A 25,224-nucleotide genomic window follows, 5' to 3' on the forward strand; every position below is an offset into this window, starting at 1 on the left:
GGAAACAATATGGCAGAGGAAGAAGCCGGCAGTGTGGTCGTTAAGGTCGGCATGGACGGCTCAGGCTTCCAAAACGGCATAAGTAACATCAACCGGCAGCTGCGCCTGATCCAAAGCGAGTTCGCGGCGGCTAGCGCTAAGCTCGGGGATTTTGGGAACAGCGCGGAAGGACTGAAGCTGCAGTCCGATGCGCTGTCCAAGCAGATGAGCCTGCAGCAGCAGAAGGTCGACGCACTGCAGAAGGCTTATGAGAAGGCGGCGGAAAGCAAGGGAAAGGACGCGAAAGCCACCCAGGAGCTTGAGATCAAACTCAACAAGGCTAAGGAAGAGCTGGCGAAGACTGAGAAGAAGCTCGAATCGGTTAATGAGGAGATCGAGAAGCAGAATAACCGCTGGAACAAACTGGCGGGCACGCTCAACGATATCAGGGATCGGTTTCAGGCGCTCGGAGATCAGCTGTCCGGCATTGGCGGCATGCTCAGTGCCACGCTGACTACGGCACTCGCCGGCATAGGTATCGGGGCGATCGGCGCAGCGTCCGATGTAGACAAGAGCGCAGGAAAGATGCAGGCGAGCCTGGGTCTGACGGCTGAGGAGGCCGATAAGCTCAGTGCGACAACCCAAAACTTGTGGAAAGATGCCTTCGGGGAAAGCATGGAGGATGTGACTCAGGGCCTCATCACCGTAAAGCAGAACATGCAGGGACTTGATGACGGCAGCCTCGAGAAGGTCACAAAGGATGCTTTTACATTGAGGGACGCCTTTGGCGCCGAGGTCAATGAAACCACTCGCACCGCCTCAGTACTGATGAAAAACTTTGGGATCGATGGCTCCACGGCGATGGACCTGATCACTGTTGGCTTCCAAAAAGGCGGAAACTTTAGCGACGAGCTGCTGGATACGATGCGCGAATATGCTCCGCAGTTTAGGGCAATGGGCATCGGTGCTGAAGACATGCTCGGTATCCTGATCAAAGGAGCAGAAACCGGAGCTTTCAACCTCGATAAAGTCGGTGACGCGCTGAAAGAATTCAACATCCGAGCGAAGGATGGAAGTGAGCTGACCTCTCAGGCATTCTCTGCTTTAGGGTTTAATGCGGATGAAATGAGCGCCAAGTTCGCCGCTGGCGGAGAGACAGGGAAGGTGGCATTCCAAGCTGTCACCGTGGCTTTGGCCGGGCTGCAGGACCCCTTAACGCGCAACGCAATCGGTGTTGCGCTTTTTGGCACGCAATGGGAGGACCTCGAGGCAAAAGTCGTCACTTCCATGGCCACAGGAATCGGATCCGTAACGGGATTTCAAGGGGCGACCCAACGTGCAGGGGATGCCCTGAGGGATAACCTCGGGGTCAGGGCAACCAAGGTGTGGAGGGAGTTCCAGACAGCCCTGCAGCCCCTCGGGGAGATGATGATCGGCTTGGCTGAGGAGATCCTTCCGCAGGTAAGCGCGGCGGTGCAGTCCCTGACGCAGTGGTTCTCCAACCTTTCGCCGGATGGCCAGAAGCTGACGCTTGTGCTCGGAGCAATCGCCGCGGCAGCCGGGCCTGTCGTGATGATCGTTGCTCAAATGGTGGGAGCTGTTACAACCCTCATTGGCGCCTTCTCTGCAGTTTCTTTAAAGATAGCAGCCGCCGGTGGGGTAATGGGATTACTCACCGGCCCGATCGGCATTACGATTGCATCGATAGCGGCCTTGGCTGCGGGTGCCTACCTGGTCGTGAAGAACTGGGATCAGATCAAGTCGTTCTTCTCGGGACTCGGCTCCTGGCTTTCATCGTATTTCAGCAATCTCGTTAGCACCGTCACCACATACGGCCAGTTCATCATGACCGGCCTGATGGCGGGAATAAACAGCAAGCTGCAGCCGGTCATCAACATGATTACGGCGGTGGCCAATGGCATCACGAGCTCCTTCCGGCGGATCATGGGCATCCGTTCTCCATCAAAGGTGATGGAGGAATACGGCCAGTTCATTGATGAGGGGCTTGTACAGGGGATGGCCTTAGGTCAGGACTCGGTGCTCGAGCAAACCCAAAGTATTGCCGATGGGATCAAGCAGACGATGGAGAAGAACATCGGCATGCTGAACAAGCTCGGTGAGGCGATCGTCGGAGCTCTGCGCAAGCAGTACGAGGAAATGGAGAGCATCCAAACCGCGGCGCTGGACAAGCAACTTGAGAATGAAAAGAAAGCCTCGGACGAGCGGCAAAAGGTCTACGACAAGGAGTACGCTGAGAAGCTGAAGCTCATTGACGAAGAAACCTACAACAAGGTCAAGGCCGTTCAGGACCAGATCGACAGCATCGACAGTCAGACAAGCAATGAGGAGAAAGCATTAAAGGCCCAGGAGGAGCAGACACGGCTCGCCGAGCTGCAGAAAAAGATCGCGGCAGCCGAGACAGCCGAGGAACGGGCTCGCCTGCAGGAAGAACTGAGCAGCACCATTGCCAAGTATGAACGGGAGCAGCTACTCGAGCAGCGGAACAACCAGAAGGAAACCCTGAAGAAACAAATCGAGGGGCTGAAGGAAGCATCCGCCGAGCAGAAGGAGATGCTGAAGGCCGATCTGGACAGCAAGAAGGAGCAGGAAAAGCTGCGGGCCTCGCAGGTGGAAGAGTCGCTCAAAGCGGAAAAGGATGCGGTCAAAAAGCACTTTGACGAACTGACGACACAAGAAAACCTGCAGCTGGAAGCCCGCAAGCTGGTGGTCGATAAGAACAATCAGGAAATCGTCGACTTGCTCCAGAAATACAATCCGAGCTGGCAGAACGCGGGCCAATCCTTTGCAGATAGCCTGATCAACGGAATCAACTCGGAGAAGCAGAGCATTGCCGATGCAGTCGGTAAAACCATCGATCTGCAGCCTATGGTGCAGAAGCAGATGAGTGTACTGGATGAGCTTCAGAAGAAGATTGCCAGCCTGCAGCAGGCCGAGAAAGCGGAAGCCGGCGCAGCAGGTGAAGAATCTCCTTTCCCCGACTCAGGAGGGTTTGCGGGCAGCGGCGGTGGGGATATAGGAGGTCTTGGTGCTGCCGCGGATAACACCTCGGCCAAGCTTGAGGGACTGATGCAAACCACTACTACCCTGCAGCAGGACCTCACAGGTAATTTCATCCCCTCGGTCGAGGGTATAAGCGGGGCATGGAACGGGGTTATGAACAGTTCGAGTAATGTGTGGGGTCAGATTACAAGCAATCTTACCCAGACATGGGCCGGCATCGCCAGCCAAGCACAGCAGGTGTGGTCAGGGATTACCGGCTTCTTCACATCCTCGTGGAACTCGTTTTTGTCCGTCGCCACCTCGGTGAGCAATGGCATCCACACGGGTGTGACTGACACCTGGAACAATATTTCTGCTCACATCAATTCGGTTGTGTCCGAGATCGTCGGCACCGTGATGACGATTTTCGGGGGAATGAGCGCTGGCATTTCGTCGGTGTTCAGCGGCATTGAATCGATTATCTCGGGCAGTTGGACCGTCATTAAAAACGTGACACTCGGTTCCATCCTCTTGCTGCTGGACCTGGTCACCTTCAATTTTACTGAACTGACCTCTCATGCCGGGCAGATTTGGGAGAACCTCAGAACGGCCTTCCGGCTGATTTGGGAAGGCATCCAGCTGGTCTTTACCAGCGCTCTGGAAACACTCAAAGGCGGTTTGGCTACTTCCTGGGGACTGATGAAGACGGACCTGATACAAAGTTGGAACGAGGCGGAAGCTTACCTCTCTACGCTGTGGGTCAATATCATTGACCAGGCGAGTACGGGCTGGACGGACTTCAAAACGTCAGTCACCAAGCTCGTGGAGGAGACGATCAGCAGCACCCGGACCAAGTGGGATGAACTTCTGAGCTGGTTTGGGGAGCTCCCCGAGAAGCTCAAGGGGTACGCCGAGAACATGTTCCGTTCCATGCGCGATGGCTTCAACAACACGGTAAATGAGGTTACCAGCGCTGTCAGAAACGGTCTGGACGGTGCCTTTGATTATATCAAGAAGCTGCCGGAGGAGGCCCTGCAGTGGGGGAAGGACATCATCGAAGGGCTGATTAAAGGTATTCGATCGGCAATCGGGTCCGTTAAAGCTGCGATCGACAGTGTAGCGAGCACCGTAAAAGGCGGCATCACCGACGCGTTGGGCATCCGCTCGCCTTCCCGGGTGATGATGGAATACGGCGGATTTACCACGGAGGGCTTCGCCCTTGGGATGAAGGGCGGACTGAGCCGTGTGGCCAGTGCTGCACGGACCATCGCCAGCGCTGCTTTCCCTAAGGTGGATCTGCCGAATATGGCGGCACCTGCGGGCAGAACGGCAGTGCCAGCGTCCTCATCAGGTGGCTTTGTGCAGAACATTACCATCAACTCTCCGCAGCCTCTTTCGCCGGCTGAAACGGCTCGGCTGAACCTGAGGGCAAGCCGGCAGCTTGCGATGGGATGGGGGTTAGACGGTGCGTAAGATTTCCTTTACCAACGCGAACAAAGAGCGTATCGTGCTTCAGAGTACCGGCCCATATTTCCTGACCAAGCTCGAAGGAGTTGCGGCAGTCCGCACAACGGTGCAACTCAACAAATCACCTTTCCAAGACGGTCAGACTTACCTTGGCAACAACCTTGATGTTCGTGAGATAACGATCGAGGGATCGATCGTGCCCGGAGCAGTGACGTTAGAGGAGAGGCGCCGGACTTTGATGCGGGTTCTTAACCCAAAGCTTGGCCTGGGGATCGTCCGGTATGAGGATGCCGGCGGGGCCAAGGAGATCCGGGCAATCGCAGAGGAATCACCGGTATTCCCAGATAAACAGCACGGGGTCTATCAGAAGTTTCTGATTTCCTTCCTGTGCCCGGATCCGGCTTTTTATGATCCGAGGATTCAAAAGGTAAACCTGGCCTCCTTTACTGGCGGCATCTCCTTTCCGTTCAGCTTCCCAATCAGCTTTGGGCGCGTCGGCCAGTTCATTACGCTCAACAACCGTGGGGACCTTGACGCCCCGGTGTTTATTACCTTTCTCGGGCCGTTGAAGAATCCCGTGCTTGAGAACAAGACCACGGGCCAGATGATCAAGCTGGTGCAGGAAATCCCAGAAGGGCACCGGCTTGAGATCAATACAGCATTCGGTAATAAGACGGTGACAAAGATCGCCGAGGACGGCACTAGGTCCAATGCGTTTCACTGGGTGGCGCCGGAATCCGAATTTTGGGGGCTGGTACCGGGAGAGAACGAAATTTCTTATCAGGCAACAGAGGAATCGAAGTTTGGCGCTGTGACTCTGGAATACCAGCCGCGTTACTTGGGGGTGTAGTAGTGAACAAATATCCCGCCCTTATCTTTGATCCGGAACTGCGTTATCTCGCCCAGATCGACAATTACGAGTATCTGCAGTGGACGCGCCGCTGGCGTAACCCCCACACCTGGGAGCTTCAGATTAACCGAAATAAAACAAACACCCAGTACCTCCAGGCTGATAACTTCATTGCCGTAAAACGCGGGGGCAAGTGGCGTGCCGGTATCATCGCACATCGGGAGCTGCCGCTGACACAAGAGGGCAAGCTCTCGGAAACCTGGACGGTGAAAGGCAGGGACTTCTCCGGGGTGTTCCTTGAACGTCTGGCATTGCATATGACGGATACCGGCAGTGGGTACGATGATCAGCGAGGCATCGCGGAACAGGTCATGAGGCATTACGTGAATGTGAACTGCATTGAGCCGAGTAATCCGGACCGTGTCATACCCTTCCTGCAGCTTGGGTTGAACTATGCCCGGGGGCAAACGGTAGAGATGCGGGCACGGTTCCAAACGGTTGCCGCACTGCTTGAGAACCTCTCCTTTGCTTCCGGACTCGGATATGAGACCTTGTTTGACCTGGAGTCCACCTCATTTTCCTTTAACGTTCTCTCCGGCCGCAACCTGACGCCAGGCCAGACCGAGCATCCGCCGGTGATCTTCTCTCCGGAATTCGATAATGTCGAAAGTATGGCTTTCCGTCATAGTATCCTGGACTCCAAAAACGTGGCGATTGTCGGCGGCAAGGGGGAAGCGCAGGATCGGCTAGTGGTCTCCGTTGCAAACGGTTCGCCCAAAGGTCTGAAGCGGCGAGAAGTATTTATCGATGCACGCGACCTGGAGACAGCAGAGCAGCTGTTGCAGCGCGGAAATGAGCGCTTGGCTGAATATGGCGAGGAGCTCGTCATGGAGTTCCAGCACCTGCCCTGGGGGCCCTTTAAATACGGCGTCGATTTCGATCTGGGTGATATTGTCCACGCTCGGTATCCGGGCGTAGGCAGCACGGAATCCCGAATTGTGGGTGTGGTCGAAGAGCTCACGCCGGATAAGGGAGAAGCGGTCAGGCTTGTTGTCGGTAAAGAGTGGCCGGATCTGGTCAGCGTATTAAAAGCAGATCGAAGAAATTTGGAGACGGAGGTGAGAAGATAGCATGACGGAGCAGTATCGTTTTTTCGGCAGCACCGAGGGGGACGTGAGGGAATACAATCAGCTCGAGTTTGCGGAGGTCTTTGACCGGTTCTTCCAGACGGGCATTTTCCCCCGGGTTGGTGCGGAGCTCAAGGTACTGGAAACCGACCCCCAGCGGCTTGCCGTCCGGGTAAGTACTGGACAGGCATGGCTGCGGGGCTATTGGTATCGTAATGATGACTTCAAGGAGATTGAACTGCCGCCGGCACATCCGGAGTTCCCACGAATCCATCGCATCGTCGTTCGGCTGGATACGCTGAATAAACGGGATATCATTGCCCTCGTTAAGGCAGGCGAGCCATCGGCGACCCCCGTCCCTCTTGCGCTGGAGCAAAATGAGGAGTACTGGGAAATCGGTTTGGCTGACGTTTATGTGGCTGCGGGAGTGACGAAGGTCGATGCAAGCAACATTACCGATATTCGGTACAGCGGCGGTGGCGGAAAGGCGGTTGGTCACGACTTCACCGACCTGCAGCTCCTTGCCGATCAGGCCGTTGCCAAAGCGAATGCAAGTCTCCCTAAAGACGGCAGTCAGCCCATGACCGGCGCACTCCGGTCAGCAGTTGGATCTGCCTCCGGCGGGCGCGTGCATCATTACCTGGGGAGCACCAATGATGTCCATCGGGTTGGCATCGGCTTGGATGGCGATGAAAACGGGGATGATCAGGTCGGGTCGGCCTTCACCGTGTGGGCCTACAAGAATAACGGGCAATACCACAAGACGCTGATGCAAATCTGGCGCGACGGCACGGCCTTTATTGACGGGAAGCGTGTCATTCTGGCGGACTCCGGAGGAAGCATTGATTCGGCCATCATCAAGAATTCCACTATCAATGACTCCACACTCAATAACCCGCGAATTTTGTGGAATCGTGATTCCGACTATGCCCGGCTGGAGTTTGTGGACGAGGGAGCTAACAAGGATATCCTCACCTTAACGGTAGGTGATGATGCTCAAGGGTCAGATACAGGGATCGAGGATTTCTTCCGGTTGAAGTTCGGCGATGATACGGTGGCCCGTTTCCGCAGCCAATCCCTAACCATTGGTGAGCCTGGTTCAGGTTTTGAGATGTACAAGAATGGAGACCTGTGGCAGCGCGGCGAACTCATGGCCCCTACAAGAGTTAGAGGGGGAGTCATGGAATATTGGGACGGAGAAAGATGGAGGGCGGCAGGCATGAGTACAATCGTGGTAAGTGGCACGGTACAGGAGACCATTCACGGATCGGCAGCCGACTTCGCGGGCGGAAGCTCCTATGGAGGCCGGAAGTTTCTAGTGGCGAAGCACATACCCAAAGGCGTCGGAGAGCTCAATATTGTTGTGGACTTCTACAACAACACAAATTCAGGAGGTGGATATACAGGGATTCAGGTTTTTTCTCCCGTGCAGCATATGTCAAACAGCAGCACGAGTGGGTACTTCGCGCGGGAAGCGTACGATGGGTACGGTCCTTTGTGGTGGCACGCATACGGGACATACTGGGATACTGACTCGGACTTCCGATGGAATAGCAGTTTGGTTGGCGGCACAGGCGGAAGTATGGGCGCCAGCTCATGGGCGACATACGAAACGACGGTGAAGGTATCGACAAAAATGCCCATTTACGTTTTGGGATACTCGAGCTTGGGGGCATTCAAAATTGCCAATGTTCGCTTTCGATACGATGTTCTATAAGGAGGGAGACCATGTACGCCATATACAATGACGGAGGACGCCCCAATGGCATTATCCCAAATGTGACCGAGGAAATGGCTGCAACTTTGCCACAGCAGTATGTGCTGTTCGACGGAGATCCCCCGGAAGTTCCAGCAGGACACCGCCTGATGGTCAATTTCGAAGCAAAGGAAGTCGGCACAGAACCTATACCAACGCCTCCGAAAACACCTGAGCAAGAAATCGAGGAACTCAAGAATGAGATTTCCGTTCTACGTACGACTGTCAACTATCTCCTGGGAGTCTAACTGAAACGGAGGGGAATTGGATGCCGAGCATACTTTATCCGCACTTTGAGATCTGCTGGGTCAAAAAGGCCGTTACAGCAGCTCAGCTTCAAACTGCTGTAACGAAAAAGTACATTACCGAAGAAGAAAAAGTGTTGATTGTAAGCAAAGAGCAGAGGGACTGAAGGGGGACTCAATGAAAGGAGGTGATACGGATGACTAACGATACGAAAGCGCTCAGTGACCAAATTGTAAACGTTAGGCTCGACATTAGGGAACTGAATACGAAGATGGACGGTATTAAGGACCTGACCAAAAAAGTCGAAGAGGTCCACGATACGGCCAAGGAAGCACTGGCCAGCACCAAATCTGCTCATAAAAGAATCGATGAATTGGTGCCGGTTAGCACGCTCGTAATTCAGAATGAAAAGGAAACAGATCGAGCCAATAAACGGTTAGATTTTTATGATAAGCTGGCATTTTGGTTCGGCACATCGATCTTGGGCAGCGTCATCTTAGGCGGCTTGGGATTGTGGAAGACGTATAAGCCGTAAGGAGGACCTATGATCGCGATTAAACAAAAATTCATCCCACTAGGGAGTCCGAACCGTCCAGGACGTCGGCGCCAAGCGCGCGGCGTCCTTTTTCATACCACGAATAATTGGAAGTACGGCGCAGGCGATGAGATGCATGGGGAGTACATGGCCACGGTTAAGGATCGGGTCGTCAGCTGGCATGTGACGGTCGATAAGGACAGCGCTACGCAGCATATTCCCTTTGACGAGAATGCCTACCACGCGGGTGACGGTAACGGGGACTACAACTCCTACTGGATCGGGGTAGAGATCGCGTGCGAAGCCGTAGAACCTGGTGAGCCGCTTGATTTGCCAACATACCGCAACGCTGTTGATGTGGTTGCCCAGATCATGATGCAGCAAGGATTCGATTCATGGGAGCAGCTGCAACCCCACAAAGTGGTTTATGGCAAGGATTGCCCGCACCATTCGTTATTGTATCATGACAGGTTCAAAAGAGACGTTTTTGAAAGGATGGGGACAAAATTGCTTCCTGCAGTGGTGAAGGAGCGGATTTATTCTATGAACGGCGTGCTTAAGCGCTGCGATGGAGACTACAAAGTTAAGGCAACAGATGTTCGATACCTGAAACTGGATGGGAAAAGGCTGCGTTTTAAGTTTGTAGCTCGTACAGGGGCAAAGGTATCGGAGCTGCTTATAGAATACGGTGCAGATTTTGCAACGAATGCTCCGTATTTCTGGGACGGCAAAGTGCTTGGAGATGCAGTAGCCGAGGGGCAGGTCATCGCCCAGGCGTACGGCAAGATGCTCACCTGGCATGAGTTCGGGGTTAAGGGAGGCCGGCCGCAAATCGGGCAGCTAGATCCCATAGTGCAATGGGATGTGCTTGTTCAAGGGGCTCCCCTGCTTATCGAGGCCGGAAATATTTGCTGGGATTATTACCGAATTCAACAACAGGTCCCGGATGACATTGGTACAAGCCGGGCACAGCGAACATTGTATGGTATCGATGCATCGGGCGATTTGCATATTGCTGTAGCGGATGGTCGGACGAAGTTCGATCAGGGGCTCACGCTAGAAGAGGCCGCGCTTTACATGCAGTCTAAGGGGATGCACCTGGGCGCTGAACTTCGATGGCGGTGGCTCCAGTGTGCTGGCTCAGAAAGGGAAGGGGAGCCTGGGGCAAAATCAAGGAGCGGGGGAGAGAGTGGTGAATCACGCCCTTCTGATTTGGATTGAAGAACCAGCGCCGATTACACCGCCGGCAGCGTCACCCAGCGAAGAGTGGAAGCAAAAGGCTATTGCATGGCTGACAGAACGCGGAGGCATCGAAAGCCCGCACGACCCAAATGAGCGGGTGGAATTCGCAGAACTCGCTGTAGTACTCAAAAACTTGGTTGAAAAGGGAGCGATTTAATCATGACCATGGAAATCATCCAACCTCATATCACTGAAATTGCCCAGTCCGTTCTTACCATTGCCGCATTGATTGCACTTGCGGGCCTCCGCCAAGTCAAAAAGAAGGCTCTGGAGCTGTACAAAGCACAGACTACTGATGCACAGCGCGAGGTCCTTAATAAAGTCGGCACAGAGGCATTTGCTCACGCCGAAACGCTGTACAAGGGAATGGGCGGGGATGCCAAGCTGGATGCAGCATACGAGTATGCGTCCAAGAAACTCGGGCAACTGGGGGTTAATCTTACTCCCGAGGAGATCAAAGCCTCGATCCATAAAGCGTGGTTGGATCACAATGCGAAGGTGCAACCTGCAAAACTGAATGACTCCGGAACGAGCAGCGACCAAAAGGTGATATAACGAAAGTCCCCCACTGGTTGAGGCGGCCTTCAAGGATTTTGGAGGAGGCGGAGAACTATGTGTTGGGTCGCCTGGAGGACATTGGCTTAACCCTGACCTCACAGGAAGTTCGCGCCGCGATCGAGAAGGCCGTACTGGAGCATAACGCAGTTGTGAAGAATGACACGAAACGCCCTGCCGAAATGCGGGGCGATTTTTTGCTTTACAAACCAAGCCGCTTGAGTCATTATGCCTTGTCTGAACTAACTCTCCCGGTTAGCGTAAACCATTAACATTAACCTGTTGTCTTGCGTGCTTTCTGTTTAAACCATCTCATGCTTATTTTGATTTTTTTTATCTTACTTGATGAGGGTTTCTTCTTAAGTGGAGACGTTATAGTGATTTTGTTGGTTAGGTATCTTGCAGCTGCAGCTATGAAAACAGTCGTAACAAAAGAAGCTGTATAGTGCCAACGATTTATCTCGTACATATCCCAATATACTAACAATGGTTGCGCAATGAAAGATGTTGCAGCAGCAAAAAACATAACACCTGCAAAAAATTTCATTGAGTTGGTGTAATAATAATGAAATAGTAATAAAAGTACTGTAGGGAAGACACTTAGGCTACCCGGTAAAAATGTATGAAATGCAGGGATTATCTTGATTGGATATAAAAATAAATTAAAGCCTAACCCTAATTGATCCAATAGCGAGGCAAGGAATGAAACTAATAAAGTAAAGATCGCATACTCTGCTTTTTTCAGTCTTTGATGACGAAACAAAAGTACTACAATGAGCCATGGAACAATTAGTATGCCCAGCAATAAGTACCATTCCCATGAGAAAATATACTGATTCCAGTAGTCTGTATGAAGATTTTTTAACTTTTCTGAAACAGTTTGGAGTTCACTTTGAAGATTTTTATCCATGATTGGTGCCCCCGCTGTAAGTTCTTCGGTAGTTTTTACGATATATCGTCCCCCTTTGTTGCCTAAATATCCAAATCCAAACCCGATCTTTTCATTTATAACTATCCTGTCCGTTTTGTTGAGTTACCCCCCCATTAGTTTAACAAACTTTGGATTATGCAACACTTGCCATTCGCGTCGTGATCGAGAAGGCCGTACTGGATCATAACGCAGTTGCAAAGAAATAACACGAAGCGCCCTTGCCGATATGGCTGGGCGATTTTTTTGCTTAAAAAACTAGGAATACTAGCTTCGCCGTCTCACATTATTGTTCTTCGCTGAGTTCGACGAAACGGACAACTCTCCTGATCGCTGCACTGAACGGTCGAACCTTCTCGTGGTATGCTCAGGGACTTCAGGGCCAATCAGTCATCAATATCGGATTCCCGAATATACATTTGTGTATTTGGTCCGATCAACTCGTTAGGAAAGGCGTGATCATGTGAATGACAACTGACGGCAATCAAATTGACTATAGTTCTCCTTCATTGAATTTGTCTTTTGACCTAAGGTCTTCTCCGTATTTCATTAAGGACAAACAGAACTTTCTTCTTTATCAAACGGCGAAACAGTTACCCGCCATGCAAGGCCTAAGCTTGGTCGACGTATTTTTAAGTAGAGGACATAGCGTAGAACCTCATTGGCACCCCAATGCGAATGAACTACTTTATATGATACAAGGAGAGATCGTCGAATCCGTTCTGAATCCATTCACTCTTCAAGTGCTTAGTTACCGTGTAGGGCCACTACAATCGGTGTATATCCCGATGGGATGGTGGCATTGGACGATCGCAGTCACAGATCACACCCGCCTTGTGGTCAGCTTCGATAATGGACAATTTGAAACCACTTATGGATCTGACATCCTGAGGAAGACGCCTCCTGAGGTGATCCAGATAGTATACGGCATAAAAGCAGCCCAATGGGCTGAAGTAATCAAGCCGATCGATCAAACCGTTGTCATTGGTCCGCCGCGAGGCACGATGACGAATAGGAACCAAAGGTCACCATAAGGGTGACCTCTTTTTTATTCAAGCGGAAGTAAAGCGTATGAACAACAACGGTTGCTGGAAACAATAGGGATTACGACTTTTTGAAAGTAGGAGAATTTATGCCGAACATGATCTGGTATTACGGATTGATTGTCATAGGGGCGATCATTACAGGCTATACGTTGTTTCGAAAAAGAAATGTAGTGGATTTGTTCACTTACTTTTTGTTTACAACAGCTTGGACATGGGTAGGTGAAGCCGTCGTGCTCTTCGTATTCAATGCTTACGCTTATAAACCCGGACTGTATCCGGATCCTTTTGCTGAAAATATTATCGGCCATATCATAGCAAATTCAGCAATATGGGCGTCAACCGCGATTTGGGTTATGATTTTTCAGCCGACCTATCTCATTATCGGATTGATCTGCTTATTGTTTATGCTGATAGAGGAAATGTTTCTTAACGCCGGCGTCTATACTCAGTATTGGTGGCACACATATATGACCGGTATTTGTTCCTTTGTTTTTTTAGCTGCCATGAAGAAGTGGTACATAATATTAAAGAAAACTAAACGAAACTCCCCACGCATTACAGTTTTCTGGACAATCGCATGGATCATTTTACAGACTCCGACGAGCGTGCTCATGCTTTTCGACAAACAGTTTTTTCGCGTAAATTGGGTCGAGAACATTTACAGGGACAGCACGTTATTTAGCGGTTTTTTGTACCATGTCCTGATGGCATTTATTGTAATCTACTTTATGTTCGTGCCCAAGAACAAATACTGGAAACTGGCCCCTTTCTTAATTCTGATATTAGCAGATGTAATTCTCTGGAGCACCGGCATATTGATATTCTATGGTGATTGGAAAATGATTTATCTAATCTGCATTCGCGCCGCATGTTTGCTGTACATCTACATGCTTGAGAAACATTCGGTAAACAGCGTGATTGAGAAGGCATCGCTGGAGCATAAAGCTGTTGCGAAGAAATGACTTTAAGCGCCCTTGCCGAATGGCAGGGCGCTGTTTGCTATCATACCCTCCTCTCACCGTCATGGATGAATAATAATTTGTCAGGATGTAACAATACCAAGTGAGGCAGTGAGAGGGGGAGTCCGGTGGGGTTTGCTTTTTTCTTTTTTGTGGCGTGGCTTACGATAGCAGGATTCGGGTTTATGAGGAAGCAGCTTACTTTTGTCGAAAATACCGTTCTGCTGTTACTCATCATGATTATCAGCATTCACTGGTCGTGGATTATCTTTGAAGAGTTGAAGCACGTCGAGATTTCAAAAGAACCAATAAATTATACGACCTTCCTGATCCACCGGAGCATTACCATCCCTGTGATGGTGGTCATCGCTATCAATTTGGTGAAGCGGGCGGCTACCATTACCAAAGCACTGCTGACGGCCGGCCTTTCCGTCCTGCTTCATGTGGTCCTTGTACTTGTCGGACGTTTTGTCGGGATCACGCATGCGGTGCATTGGAATCTGATCTATGACGTGGTTTATTTTGCTCTGCTGCACGTCATCGCTTATGTCTTCTTAAAGTACTTCCACCATTTGGGCCAAAGCGAGGCGGAACGCGTATGACTCTCTGGGTGAACTTCAGTCTCAACGAAATCTCGATATTGGTGCTCAACACCGCCGTGTATGTGCTCATGTTTTTTCTGCCCAGGAAATTAACGTCTCAGGTCCGAACGCTGAGCTTGCTATGGGGATTCACCATTGGGGTTATCTTTGATTTTACGATCGGCGGAGGACTCATTGATTTCTATATGGTGAACGATTCGAACCATTTTGAAGCCTTTGATTTTTTGTATTACTTTCTGTTTGCGCCCTTCGGATATTTTTTCTTCTATTTCTATGAAATCCTGCGGATCAACAAAAAAACGTTCATTCCTTATGTGTTGGCCTGGTCCGTCGTTGGGGTGGCGGCGCAGTGGGCGTTCACCTTTCTGGAGATTATTACGTTTCAGAAAGGGTACAAGGTCCCTTATTCGTTCCCAGTGTTCCTGGTAACCCAGACCTTGACGGGGATATATTTGGAACGCGTAAAGTCCAGACAACCTATTATGGCTGCTCCCAAGAAGAAAGAGTCCAGAAAATATGTGCTCAGGAGATGGCTTACCTGAGAAGAAAGCTATGGGAAATAAGCCCACCTGCCGATATAGTTTATGGAGGTGGACTTTATGAGAAAAGTGGAACGCAATGCTCTCCAGCCTGGCAGACTGATAAACGTGTATTACGATTTAGGAGGAGGTGAGGAAATGAGTGTCGGGCATTTTAGAGAAATCAGCATCGACATTCTTGATGAAGATTCTTCGGCTTTCATAATACTAGAAGGCATAAATGAGGGAATTATGGGAATCAATCTGGAATGTGTATAAAATGTTATTCCAGCTTGATAAAAACTAAACTGTTCGCATATAATGCGAACAGAGGTGATTTACGGATGCTGCAGGGTATTGAGCGTAAAGTTTTACGGATCATAGCGAATTATTGGAGTGGCCGACACCGCTGTCCTTTGATTGATGAGCTGATGATCAAGACCGGTCGCAGTAAAGAGGGCATATACAAAGTACTAACGGTGCTCGCGAAAGAGGAGTACATCGAGTGGTCCCCTACAATCCCCCAAGTTATGTTAGTCATCAATCCGTATGAACGAGATGCGCCGAACAACTGGGCGCAACCGGTCCGATCCCAAACTAGGTACTTCATGGATTAGTCCAAAGTTACCTTTGACCATGATGCATTACTAAGAGGATACCGGTTACATGACACCTTTTATAAGGGTGACAGCTAGTACATACAAAGTAGCCGCGGGCTTACCGTGGCTTTTCCCTTATCCAAAATTATTCGAAATGGAGCTAATTTTTTGTGCCTTTCATTTCAAAACGACGGTATTTGAGACAAGTTTTTTTGTCAGATGACCTGATACTGGAGCTACAGCAATGGATAAAGAGATAATGGGCCAGTATTGGGTAAGCAAGAACATCGCCCGGAGATGGTCCTTAACTACCCAATACCCGAATCCGGCCATTACCGCCCAACAGGCACCAGCAGGGGACGGTAATCCGGGAGGCCAACGATTATAGAGGCTGCCAGCGATCCGCAGAATAGACAAACTATACATTGAACAAGAGCGGAGATAGCCAAGAAGTCAAAATAAAATGTCCGATATGCGCGCTTCTGGCCATCTGCATACAGGCTGCAATTGTTCCGTGACTGCTGGGGAACGGATCCCAACCTCCATCACTGGCCACATGATGACAAAGAATCCCCCCACCAGTAGGCTAGTTACTCCTCTTCTCGAGAGGCTTTTTTGGTGCAAAACTTCTGTCTTTCTTTATATCAAGACTTCATAATATGCCATGGCCCTCCGAAACAACTCATCCGTATGCATATCGAAGCCCGTCCCGACCGGGTCTGAAATAAGATTACACAAGGATGCAGGTTCCCAAGCATCTTCGTTCTCCCGCCATTGCGCCTCAATCGCATCGGATAGCAGCTTCAAGGCGGAGCAAGCAGGTCCGATCAGGTAGTCCTTGTGAATTTCGAGCGAATAACCTTGTAACCAGAGATGGTTCGCGTAAGTGATCATTTCCGTCACTGTGCCTCTGTCGCCAGGGTGAATATGCCGGACGCTATTCCTTTTGCCATAACGATTTGCCCAGGCGTCCCTGACAGGTTCCGGTCTTGCGCGCAGCATAATATGTGACGCTATGGATACGTTTTGCCTACGCGCGACGAGATCCAGAAGAGCGGTTTGAACCAGATCCGTTCGGTTGTCGCCCCATATGATCCGATGCAAAGCCGTGATTTCGAGAGCTTTGCGAATGGTTGTTCGCTTCAACTGATGGAGGAAAGAGGCCCATCTGATTATATCGAACGCCTTGTCGTCGGAAGACATGATACATTCACCCCATCCGGAGTAGGAGCCGCAGCTGATGAGCAGCACCCCGTAGCGGCAATTCGTCAGCCTTCCCTTCCTCGCATGGAAACAGGACTCATAATCAAGCTCGAAAAGCTGGATCCCCGTAATACGTGCATCTTCCAAACGCTTGTCTTCTTCGCTAATAACGAGAGCGTCGTTTATTAAGCCAATTGTCATCGTCATCTCTGCGTCACCTCAACCAGAAGGATAACGGCGATACCCAGGCGATAAAACAGAGTATTCCGCAATTCCTTTCTTAACCGCTGCCTCTCCTCTCGATATGGAGGTTGAATCGAGTTACCGTTGTTCATGATGATTTCCCTTCCTTTCGGATCGTAATGGTCCGATTGAGCAGGGCACAGCATAGAAGCCGTACTTAAGAAGGAGATCCGCTTCAGTAGGGCTTATCGTTCATGGACGTCTCGTCCTATAAGCGCATAGAAGATAGGTCTCTCTGAACGCTTACGAGGTTAGCTGTCGGATTCGGACTGAGAGTAGCCCTTCATGAAAGAAATCATGATTCACCCCAAGGCAGTTGTCAGCCAACTCTAGGTTCCCCCGTTTCCCGGATCCGGGAATTCAGCGATTACGGCATTTCAGCGTATACCTTACCATTCGAACTGAGCAACATGATACGCGATGATGGCATGTACTGTAAAATTCGCGAAATGCGATATAACGATGAAATATCGAAAATTAGCTTGTCATCCCTGATTTCGAGCGATAGAAGCCAGTGTTTCGCGATTGCAGCCTATGCTGTCTCGCTCAATCGTGCAAAAGGGACGATAAGCCTCGGAAGATGAACGATAACCCGCATTCGCCGATTATGGAAACGAATGCGGGCCGATATTTTTTTATACTTTTTTTACGCGTCCCCGCGACATCTTAACACTATTTTTATGCCGAACCGTATTATCATTGCTTATGCGGAAGCAGAAAAACAAAATATGAACCGCTGAATTTCACGACACGTGGAAGCGGGGGAACCACTGGGACCGGACCGTAAGCCGGACTATGGGGTGAATCCCAAGGTAACTTGGGTAAGGCGACTCTCACGCCCGAATCCGACAGCTAACCTCGTAAGCGAATCTAGGGAGCAACATTTTTTCGTAATGCGCGCGTTTATTTGGCTGCGAGCGCAGAAGCAGCGAGAAGAGTCAATCTTCCGCGGCTTCTTTTTTGTTGCTCTTACGGTGGAGGAGAAGGTGCAATGAGTTTAAAAACGGACGGGTCTTACATCTTGGTGGCCACCACGAACAAGAGAGGAAGGGCATTTATGAGCGTGCTCCATTCGATGAACATGCCGTACGCCGTGCTAACAAACAGCAAGCAGGAAATGCTGGAGCTGGAGGAGCTCGGGATCGAACCTACCGTTCTAGTCGATACCGTCGATAGGTCAGCCTGGTTGGTACCGGATATTCCTATTGGCAAGGTGATTATCTTTGAAGAGTCTCTGCCGCTAACCTGCCGCTATCTGCAGGCTGTCACATCTTGGACCCAAGGTCCCATCTATGTGGTATCAAGCAGTGGGATGATTCGAAGGATGTATAAGGAACTGGGAGCCACATACGTCATTCATAGCCGAAATGCTGATGTGTCGTTTTTACTCGATATAAGTTCGAAATAGGAGGTTAGGTTACCATGTTGGATATTGTGATGGTGGTATCTTTTATTGTTCTGGCTTTACTAATGGCGGGATTGGCTGCTTGGGCTGGCAAAGTTTCCGATGAAGGAGCTGGCCGTTCATGATGTGGGCGCTTGGTGTAGTAGTTGTCGCCGTCTTTGTCTATCTGACATATGTGTTGTTAAATCCAGAAAAATTCTAACTGCGGGAAGATAGGAAGGGGTTTGGGTCGTTATGTACGCTACTTTGTCCATCGTGGTTACGCTGCTGCTTGTCTTGGTGCTGGCGCGGCCAGTCGGTCTTTATATGGCACAGGTTTTTGATTATGAGAAGTCCAAATGGGACAAATGGTTCGGCTGGATCGAGAAGCCGATCTATACCATTAGCGGGATCTGCCGCGACAATCAGACCTGGAAGCAATATGCGCTCGCTGTCGTCTTTAGCAATCTGGTCATGATCATTCTGGTTTATTTGATTTTTCGTTTTCAGAAGTTTCTGCCGCTCAATCCATCCGGAATTGCGAATATGGAGCCCACGCTGGCATTCAACACGGCGATCAGCTTCATGACCAATACGAATTTGCAGCATTACAGCGGAGAAAGCGGCCTTTCCTATCTATCTCAAATGATTGCTATCGTATTCATGATGTTTACGGCTCCTGCTACGGGACTAGCGGCAGCGATTGCCATCATTAGGGCGCTTGCGGGTAAGCCGATAGGCAATTTCTTTGTCGATTTGATTCGTTCGATTACACGAATTTTGCTCCCTGTAGCTTTTGTCGCGGCACTGATCTTTATTGCGCTTGGTGTACCGCAAACACTTGAACCTACCGTTACGGCTCATACGATCGGCGGTGAAGTGCAGGAGATTGCACGCGGTCCGGTGGGATCGTTCCTCTCCATTAAGGAGCTTGGCAATAATGGCGGCGGCTTCTTCGGCGCAAATTCCGCCCATCCGTTCGAAAACCCGGATGCGATCAGCAATCTGCTGCAAATCGTTCTGATGCTGCTTTTTGGCACGGCAATTCCTTTTACGTATGGCAAAATGGTCGGTAATGCAAAACAAGGGCGTGTACTATTCGTATCCATGGCGATGCTCTTCATTATGATGCTGGGGATATCGCTGGTGGCTGAGACGGCCGGCAACCCCGTCTTGAATGCCAGCGGAATTCAGCATGATCAAGGCAGCATGGAAGGGAAAGAAACGCGATTTGGCGTGATTCAATCGTCTTTCTATTCGGTTGTGACGACCGCTTCGGAGACAGGCGCCGTGAATACGATGCATGACACGATGACACCGATCGGCGGACTTGTCACGCTCGCGAATATGATGCTTAATACCGTATTCGGAGGTGCCGGAGTTGGCTTTATCAACGTTCTCATGTATACGATTATTGGTGTTTTCTTATCGGGCTTAATGGTGGGGCGGACACCGGAGTTCCTCGGCAAGAAGATCGAGGGTCGGGAGATGAAGCTGATTGCCGTTACTTTGCTGATCCAGCCGTTCATAATATTAGCACCGACGGCGCTTGCACTTTTCATCTATCCGGAGACGATCTCTAATCCTGGATTTCACGGGCTAACACAGGCTCTATACGAATTTACCTCCTCTGCGGCCAATAACGGCTCCGGCTTCGAGGGACTTGGCGACAATACGCCATTTTGGAATATCTCAACAGGCATAGTGATGTACCTGGGGCGTTTCTTCTCGATCGTGACCATGCTGGCGGTTGCAGGCTCGTTGGCAGCCAAGAAGCCGGTGCCGGAAACCTCGGGTACATTCCGTACCGACAACGGATTATTCGCCGGCGTATTCCTTGGGACGGTTCTAATTGTAGGCGCGCTTACCTTCTTCCCGGCCCTTGTGCTCGGACCGATTGCAGAACAATTAACGCTTAAGCCATAAGCATAGAAAGTAAAAGCGGAGGAACTTAGCCATGAGAGAGAAAAAATCGATGATGAGCAGCGCGATTATTCAGAAAGCGGTCAAGGAGTCATTTCTGAAACTAGATCCGCGTGTCATGGTTCGGAACCCGATCATGTTCATTGTAGAGATCGGTTTTCTAATTACAATGCTGCTGATTTTCGTGCCGGATTTATTCGGCGGTACCGTTTCAAGAGGCTACAACCTGGTCGTGTCACTGATTTTGCTGTTCACCGTATTGTTTGCGAACTTTGCTGAAGCATTGGCAGAAGGTCGGGGAAAGGCGCAGGCTGACACGCTAAAGAAAACGAAGCAGGATATCAAGGCGAATAAAATCGTCGGACACCATTCCATCAAGCAGGTAGTATCGTCGGAGCTTCGCAAAGGCGATGTCGTTATTGTCACGCAAGGAGAGATGATTCCCGGCGACGGCGAAGTGATCGAGGGACTTGCATCGGTTGATGAATCCGCGATTACAGGCGAGTCGGCTCCTGTTATTAAGGAGGCCGGCGGCGATTTCAGTTCGGTCACCGGAGGTACGCGTGTCGTCAGCGACCAGATTAAGGTGCGGATTACGAGCGACCCGGGGGAATCGTTCCTTGATCGTATGATCGCGCTCGTTGAAGGCGCCAAAAGGCAGAAAACTCCCAACGAAATTGCGCTTAGTACCGTTTTGACAAGCTTGACCTTAATCTTTTTCATTGTTGTCGTGACGCTTCCATTCTTCGGGAACTACTTGAACGTCAATTTGGAAATACCGATGCTGATCGCGCTTCTCGTCTGTTTGATTCCGACGACAATTGGCGGTCTGCTGTCGGCGATTGGTATTGCCGGCATGGACCGCGTAACACAGTTCAATGTGCTTGCGATGTCCGGAAAAGCGGTAGAGGCAGCAGGGGATATCAATACGATTATTCTCGATAAGACGGGCACAATCACGTTCGGCAATCGGATGGCGAGCGAATTCATTCCCGTCGGGGGACATCAGGAGAAGGAAACGGCTGCGTGGGCGGCAATCAGCTCGCTTCAGGACGAGACGCCCGAGGGGCGTTCCGTACTAGAACTGATGAAGAAGCAAGGGTTCACACATGACGCCGCTGTAGGAGACGGGGCCGAATTTCTCGAATTCAAGGCTGAAACCCGGATGAGCGGCATGGATCTGAAGGATGGCCGCAAGGTGCGCAAAGGCGCCGTCGATGCCGTCAAAAAGTGGATTGTTGCCCAAGGCGGTAAAATCCCGAAGGACCTTGATCCAAGCAGCGACCGAATTGCCAAAGCCGGCGGCACGCCGCTTGCCGTGGCCGTCGATCAAGAGATTTTTGGCCTGATCTACTTGAAGGATACCGTCAAACCGGGCATGAAGGAACGTTTTGAACAAATGCGCCGGATGGGGATTAAAACGATCATGTGTACGGGTGATAACCCGTTGACGGCAGCAACAATCGCGATCGAGGCCGGCGTAGATGATTTTATCGCCGAGAGCAAGCCGGAAGATAAGATTGCAGTCATTCGCAAAGAGCAGGCGGAAGGCAAGCTAGTTGCGATGACGGGCGATGGTACCAATGACGCGCCTGCGTTGGCGCAGGCCGATGTAGGCATAGCGATGAACAGCGGAACGGTAGCTGCCAAAGAAGCGGCTAATATGGTCGATCTGGACTCGGACCCATCTAAAATCATTGAAGTCGTGGCGATTGGCAAACAGCTGCTGATGACGCGCGGCGCATTGACGACATTCAGTATTGCGAACGATATCGCTAAATATTTTGCGATCATCCCTGCAATGTTCATGCTGGCCATCCCGCAGATGGACGCCTTGAATATTATGCGGCTAGGTTCGCCGAATTCCGCGATCTTGTCAGCTTTGATCTTCAATGCTGTCATCATTCCCTTGTTAATTCCGCTGGCGATGAAAGGGGTAGCGTATAAGCCCATGTCTTCGTCCGCGCTGCTGCAGCGCAATCTGTTCTTTTACGGTTTGGGCGGCGTAATCGTGCCGTTCCTAGGCATTAAATTGATCGATCTTGTCGTTCATCTGTGGGTATAACGGGAAAGGAAGGAAACCAATGAAATTGATTGTGAGCAGTATTCGATTAAGTCTCGTGCTTATGGTGGTATGCGGACTTCTTTATAATCTTGTCGTGACGGGCATTGCGCAAGCGGTTATGCCCCATCAGGCAGACGGAAGCTTGGTCTACGATGAAAACCAGAACGTTATCGGGTCGGAATTGATTGGACAACACTTTGTCGATCCGAAATATTTCCAGAGCCGCGTATCTTCCATTGGATATAATGGAGCTGGCTCAGGGAGCGGCAACTATGCCCCGTCCCATCCAGATCTGCTAGCGCGTGTTCAGAAGTCGCTCGAGTCGTGGAAGAAAGAAAATCCCGATGTGCCGGTTAGCCGTCTGCCGATCGATCTGATCACAAACTCGGGTTCCGGGCTGGATCCTCACATCAGTCCTGAAGCGGCCGAGGCGCAAATCCCGAGAATAAGCAAGCTGACGGGAATTTCTGCAGAGAAGCTCCAGGAATTGGTGAAGGACCATACAGCTGCAAGAGAGCTAGGATTCCTTGGCGAGCCGGTGGTCCTTGTGCTGCAGTTAAATCTGGCTTTGGCCGAGCTTACGAAATAAATACAACCCCGCTAAAGTGTACGACTTTAGCGGGGTAATTGACTTTTTAGCAGGCAACGCTAAACCCGTATAACAGGAGGATTCCATGGACGAATTCAGAAGGAAAACCCCTGAGGAAATCTTAAAGTCGATCTCTGAGCTGCAGCGAGGCCGGCTCAAGATTTATGTCGGCCCGTTCAGCGGCTCGGGCAAAACCTATCATATGCTGCAAGAGGGCAACAGTCTCAAACAACGGGGGATCGATGTCGTGATTTGTGCGGTATCTACCATGCAGCGGAAAGAGACGATCGAGCAGATCGGGTGTTTGGAAAGGGTGCCGAGTATTCATTGGGTAAAGGACGGCGTAGAGAAGAAGGACCTGAACATAGAAGCGCTGCTCGCGCGCAACCCGGAAGTGGTTCTGGTCGATGGTCTTGCTCACCGTAATCGCATGGAGGCGAGGTTTAGAACGCGCCTCCAGGATATTCAGCATTTGTTAAAGCAAGGCATCAGTGTCATCACGACGGTCAATGTTTACGAGTTGGAAGGGTATACGGAACTGGCCCAGAGGCTGACCGGGATCGAAGTGGATGAAACAGTTCCAGCCGACACCTTGGAGCTGGCTGATGAAATTCGGCTTATCGACGTAACGCCGGAGTCCATACTCGCACGTCTCTCAGAAGGTGCAATGGAGGCCACCCACACCTCGCTTAGTAAAAGAGATAACCTCGGCAAACTTCGGGAACTCGCGCTGCGTCTCGTTGCCGAGGATGTGAACGAATCGCTCGAAGAGCACCGGGAGGCGCTTGGATTAAACGGTCCCTCGGGGGCTTCAGAACGTATATTGGTGTCGACGCAATACCATTGGAATGGATCCATTTATATACGACGCGGTGAGCAAATTGCCAGACGGTTAAATGGGGATATGCTGGTCGTTACGTTCGTAGATCCGAAGAAACCGTTATCGAAGGAGCAAACCGCTTTCAAACGCTCGATCGTCAAGTTGACCGAGAAGCTGGAAGTCTCCTTCGACGAACTCCCCTTCGTGCGCCGCAGAGCGATGCCAAGACAGCTCGTGGACTATGCGATCGACAATAAAGTGACGCGGATCGTACTCGGTCACTCGAAGCAGACAACTTGGCAGGAATGGTGGAGAGGATCGGTGGTCAATACGCTTATGAAGCTTGCTCGCCATGTGGATTTGTTTTATATGGCCGATTCAGCCGAGCAGAAAGGTGAGCGAATCCTACCTACTTCGATCACAAAGAAAGCAGACGCAAATATATACAAACGATTGAGCGGCTCCGAGGTGAAGGAGCGAATCATCCGCATCAAGCGAGGGACATTTAAGATCTATATCGGAGCTGCGCCGGGCGTAGGGAAAACGTACACGATGCTCAAGGAAGGGAACATTCTGCTTAAGAAAGGGATCGATGTGGTCATTGGACTGCTGGAGACGCATGGACGTAAAGAGACGTTCGAGCAGATTGGAGACCTGACTACGATACCAAGGCAAGTTAGCGATTACCGGGGAACCCGATTGGAAGAAATGAATATGGAAGCCATTATCCGCCTAAACCCCGAGGTTGTTCTTGTGGATGAGCTTGCGCATACCAACGTGCCCGGCAGTAAGAATAAGAAACGTTATGAAGATATTCTCGAAATTCTGGAAGCGGGTATTTCCGTTATTTCCACGATGAATGTGCAGCATGTCGAAAGCTTGAATGATGCGGTTGAGCAGCTGACAGGCGTAAGAGTAAGGGAAACCGTGCCGGACCGTATTCTCCGCTTGGCCGATGAAGTGCAATTAATCGATGTCGCCCCCAATGCCTTGCAACAGCGGCTGCGCGACGGGAAGATCTATGCGCGTAATAAAGTAGAGCAAGCGTTGAATCATTTTTTCAAGACAGGCAATCTGATTGCGCTTCGTGAGCTTGCCCTGCGTGAGATTGCCGATGACGTGGATGAACGACTTGAGGCATGGGAGCGGCGGGATTCCCTCAGAGGACCCTGGAGGCGTGAAGAGGTTATTTTCGTCTGTGTTACCTTGAGCCCGCGGGCGGAAAGCCTGATCCGCAGAGGCTTCCGAATCGCCCATCGCTTGAAAGCCGATTGGGTTGTCCATTATATTGCCGTGAAAGCAGATTTGCCTGAAGAGCAGCAGAAACGGATTATGGATCTTCGGGAGCTAACGCAGCGCCTCGGTGGAATATTCAACATGCAGGTTATGGAGAGACGCAGACAAGTAGCGGTTAAGCTTCTGGAGCAAGCGAATGTGAACAAAAGCACACAATTGATCATCGGACAATCCCAGATGAAGTTTTGGGAGCGGATGCTATATGGGAATACGGTCAAAACGATCCTTAAATACGGACGGCACATGGATGTGCTAGTCGTCTCAGGGTTCGTCCCGAAAGAAAGATGACCGT

At 50.7% G+C, this 25,224-nt stretch carries 23 protein-coding genes and 2 riboswitches; of the genes, 21 read left to right on the forward strand and 2 right to left on the reverse strand.

Features of this window, described 5'->3' with window-relative positions:
• The first annotated feature begins 9 nt into the window (after positions 1–9).
• The 9 genes from PM3016_RS07605 to PM3016_RS07640 all read left to right on the forward strand — a co-directional run bounded on the left by PM3016_RS07605 (position 10) and on the right by PM3016_RS07640 (position 10,757).
• Positions 10–4,452 (forward strand): phage tail tape measure protein, encoded by a 4,443-nt coding sequence (locus PM3016_RS07605; protein ID WP_014369002.1) that lies wholly within the window; start codon positions 10–12, stop codon positions 4,450–4,452.
• Complete coding sequence (locus tag PM3016_RS07610; protein ID WP_014369003.1) at positions 4,445–5,296, forward strand: phage distal tail protein; 852 nt, start codon at positions 4,445–4,447, stop codon at positions 5,294–5,296. The genes PM3016_RS07605 and PM3016_RS07610 overlap by 8 nt, the downstream gene beginning before the upstream one ends.
• A gap of 2 nt (positions 5,297–5,298) precedes the next feature.
• On the forward strand, positions 5,299–6,426 hold the full coding sequence (locus PM3016_RS07615; RefSeq protein ID WP_014369004.1) for a siphovirus ReqiPepy6 Gp37-like family protein: 1,128 nt from the start codon (positions 5,299–5,301) through the stop codon (positions 6,424–6,426).
• Between the two features lies 1 nt (position 6,427).
• Complete coding sequence (locus tag PM3016_RS07620) at positions 6,428–8,140, forward strand: hypothetical protein (RefSeq protein WP_014369005.1); 1,713 nt, start codon at positions 6,428–6,430, stop codon at positions 8,138–8,140.
• Between the two features lie 11 nt (positions 8,141–8,151).
• Entirely contained in the window at positions 8,152–8,427 is a 276-nt protein-coding gene (locus PM3016_RS07625) for a hypothetical protein (protein ID WP_014369006.1), read from the forward strand.
• Positions 8,428–8,447: 20 nt separating this feature from the next.
• Complete coding sequence (locus PM3016_RS38490; protein ID WP_014369007.1) at positions 8,448–8,591, forward strand: hypothetical protein; 144 nt, start codon at positions 8,448–8,450, stop codon at positions 8,589–8,591.
• Positions 8,592–8,621: 30 nt separating this feature from the next.
• Positions 8,622–8,960, forward strand: coding sequence for a hypothetical protein (locus PM3016_RS07630; protein WP_014369008.1), 339 nt, complete (start codon positions 8,622–8,624; stop codon positions 8,958–8,960).
• Between the two features lie 9 nt (positions 8,961–8,969).
• Positions 8,970–10,181 (forward strand): N-acetylmuramoyl-L-alanine amidase, encoded by a 1,212-nt coding sequence (locus PM3016_RS07635; RefSeq protein ID WP_014369009.1) that lies wholly within the window; start codon positions 8,970–8,972, stop codon positions 10,179–10,181.
• 180 nt (positions 10,182–10,361) lie between these two features.
• Positions 10,362–10,757: a phage holin, LLH family gene (locus PM3016_RS07640; protein WP_014369010.1), complete on the forward strand. Its 396-nt coding sequence runs from the start codon at positions 10,362–10,364 to the stop codon at positions 10,755–10,757.
• Positions 10,758–11,031: 274 nt separating this feature from the next.
• Here the strand turns inward: PM3016_RS07640 and PM3016_RS07650 are convergent, their stop codons facing one another.
• Positions 11,032–11,667, reverse strand: a complete 636-nt coding sequence (locus tag PM3016_RS07650; RefSeq protein ID WP_014369012.1) for a CBO0543 family protein — start codon at positions 11,665–11,667, stop codon at positions 11,032–11,034.
• Positions 11,668–12,152: 485 nt separating this feature from the next.
• Here PM3016_RS07650 and PM3016_RS07655 point away from each other — a divergent pair, with 485 nt between their 5' ends.
• From PM3016_RS07655 to PM3016_RS07675, 5 genes are all read left to right on the forward strand, one after another.
• Complete coding sequence (locus PM3016_RS07655) at positions 12,153–12,719, forward strand: cupin domain-containing protein (protein ID WP_014369013.1); 567 nt, start codon at positions 12,153–12,155, stop codon at positions 12,717–12,719.
• 98 nt (positions 12,720–12,817) lie between these two features.
• The gene (locus PM3016_RS07660; RefSeq protein ID WP_014369014.1) at positions 12,818–13,693 is read left to right on the forward strand and encodes a hypothetical protein; all 876 of its coding nucleotides are present in this window, start codon (positions 12,818–12,820) and stop codon (positions 13,691–13,693) included.
• 125 nt (positions 13,694–13,818) lie between these two features.
• Entirely contained in the window at positions 13,819–14,292 is a 474-nt protein-coding gene (locus PM3016_RS07665) for a hypothetical protein (RefSeq protein ID WP_014369015.1), read from the forward strand.
• Complete coding sequence (locus PM3016_RS07670) at positions 14,289–14,834, forward strand: hypothetical protein (protein WP_014369016.1); 546 nt, start codon at positions 14,289–14,291, stop codon at positions 14,832–14,834. Before PM3016_RS07665 ends, PM3016_RS07670 begins: the two co-directional genes overlap by 4 nt.
• A gap of 57 nt (positions 14,835–14,891) precedes the next feature.
• Complete coding sequence (locus PM3016_RS07675; protein WP_014369017.1) at positions 14,892–15,089, forward strand: hypothetical protein; 198 nt, start codon at positions 14,892–14,894, stop codon at positions 15,087–15,089.
• 959 nt (positions 15,090–16,048) lie between these two features.
• Here PM3016_RS07675 and PM3016_RS07685 read toward each other — a convergent pair.
• Positions 16,049–16,819, reverse strand: coding sequence for an enolase-like domain-containing protein (locus tag PM3016_RS07685; protein ID WP_014369019.1), 771 nt, complete (start codon positions 16,817–16,819; stop codon positions 16,049–16,051).
• Between the two features lie 262 nt (positions 16,820–17,081).
• Positions 17,082–17,231, reverse strand: a riboswitch (cyclic di-AMP (ydaO/yuaA leader).
• A 348-nt stretch (positions 17,232–17,579) separates the two neighbouring features.
• Positions 17,580–17,738, forward strand: a riboswitch (cyclic di-AMP (ydaO/yuaA leader).
• A gap of 108 nt (positions 17,739–17,846) precedes the next feature.
• Between PM3016_RS07685 and PM3016_RS07690 the strand changes: the two genes are divergently transcribed.
• The 7 genes from PM3016_RS07690 (at position 17,847) to PM3016_RS07710 (ending at position 25,220) form a co-directional block, all read left to right on the forward strand.
• On the forward strand, positions 17,847–18,263 hold the full coding sequence (locus PM3016_RS07690; RefSeq protein WP_014369020.1) for a hypothetical protein: 417 nt from the start codon (positions 17,847–17,849) through the stop codon (positions 18,261–18,263).
• 14 nt (positions 18,264–18,277) lie between these two features.
• Positions 18,278–18,385 carry a hypothetical protein gene (locus PM3016_RS38035; protein WP_148279668.1) on the forward strand — a complete coding sequence of 36 codons (108 nt, stop codon included), beginning with the start codon at positions 18,278–18,280 and terminating at the stop codon, positions 18,383–18,385.
• Positions 18,385–18,462, forward strand: coding sequence for a K(+)-transporting ATPase subunit F (kdpF, locus tag PM3016_RS41315; protein ID WP_420798968.1), 78 nt, complete (start codon positions 18,385–18,387; stop codon positions 18,460–18,462). Before PM3016_RS38035 ends, kdpF begins: the two co-directional genes overlap by 1 nt.
• Before the next feature lie 32 nt (positions 18,463–18,494).
• Positions 18,495–20,165 carry a potassium-transporting ATPase subunit KdpA gene (gene kdpA / locus PM3016_RS07695; RefSeq protein WP_014369021.1) on the forward strand — a complete coding sequence of 557 codons (1,671 nt, stop codon included), beginning with the start codon at positions 18,495–18,497 and terminating at the stop codon, positions 20,163–20,165.
• Between the two features lie 31 nt (positions 20,166–20,196).
• Complete coding sequence (kdpB, locus tag PM3016_RS07700) at positions 20,197–22,227, forward strand: potassium-transporting ATPase subunit KdpB (protein WP_014369022.1); 2,031 nt, start codon at positions 20,197–20,199, stop codon at positions 22,225–22,227.
• 19 nt (positions 22,228–22,246) lie between these two features.
• Positions 22,247–22,816: a potassium-transporting ATPase subunit KdpC gene (gene kdpC, locus PM3016_RS07705; protein ID WP_014369023.1), complete on the forward strand. Its 570-nt coding sequence runs from the start codon at positions 22,247–22,249 to the stop codon at positions 22,814–22,816.
• Positions 22,817–22,901: 85 nt separating this feature from the next.
• Positions 22,902–25,220, forward strand: a complete 2,319-nt coding sequence (locus PM3016_RS07710) for a histidine kinase (RefSeq protein WP_014369024.1) — start codon at positions 22,902–22,904, stop codon at positions 25,218–25,220.
• Positions 25,221–25,224: the final 4 nt, after the last annotated feature.

It is taken from the genome of Paenibacillus mucilaginosus 3016, from assembly GCF_000250655.1.
In the GTDB taxonomy this organism is placed as follows: Bacteria; Bacillota; Bacilli; order Paenibacillales; family NBRC-103111; genus Paenibacillus_G; species Paenibacillus_G mucilaginosus.